This is a genomic window from Pseudomonas sp. Colony2, from assembly GCF_019382755.1.
Classification (GTDB): Bacteria; Pseudomonadota; Gammaproteobacteria; order Pseudomonadales; family Pseudomonadaceae; genus Aquipseudomonas.
Genome location: NZ_CP080030.1, coordinates 2968717 through 2969176, shown reverse-complemented (window position 1 = coordinate 2969176; position 460 = coordinate 2968717). Strand labels below are relative to the sequence as shown.

Here is a 460-nt window from a genome sequence, read left to right as displayed (position 1 = left end):
ATGTTCAAGGTAACGCCGAATCCTCCGGGATCTCCCGATTTGAAACTCAACCAAGCCGCGCACCGTGCCTTGGATCACTATCTCAATCCCTCCTCCGCCAAAACCGCCCCGCCGTCGGGTGCGCTGTTCAGTGTGGCTGCTGATGCCAGCAGTGAAAGTTTGATCACCAATAGCTACGAAACCTTTGCCTCGGTCAGCGCGTTGCTGCTTGATCTGTCGGATGAGCTGAGCGGGAAAGACCGYGATGTGGCGYTGGCKATTCACCARYTTAGYGAGTTGGGGGTGTTGTTRATGGGGAARYTGATGGATCGRGAGGTGCCGTGTAGCTGAGGCCGGACGCTGTCCAGGCTACTCAACTAGCTCAATCGACTGATCGCCGAGGCGCTGTAGACATCTACGGCGACTCAGCGACAACGAGCCTACTTTAGTTGAGTGAGTCGGCGCTCATGCTGCGCTCAAT

Annotated in this window: 1 protein-coding gene; it reads left to right on the top strand. The window is 56.4% G+C overall.

Annotated elements, in window-relative coordinates:
- Entirely contained in the window at nucleotides 1-330 is a 330-nt protein-coding gene (locus tag JV201_RS11830) for a DUF6124 family protein (RefSeq protein ID WP_219406951.1), read from the top strand.
- Nucleotides 331-460: the final 130 nt, after the last annotated feature.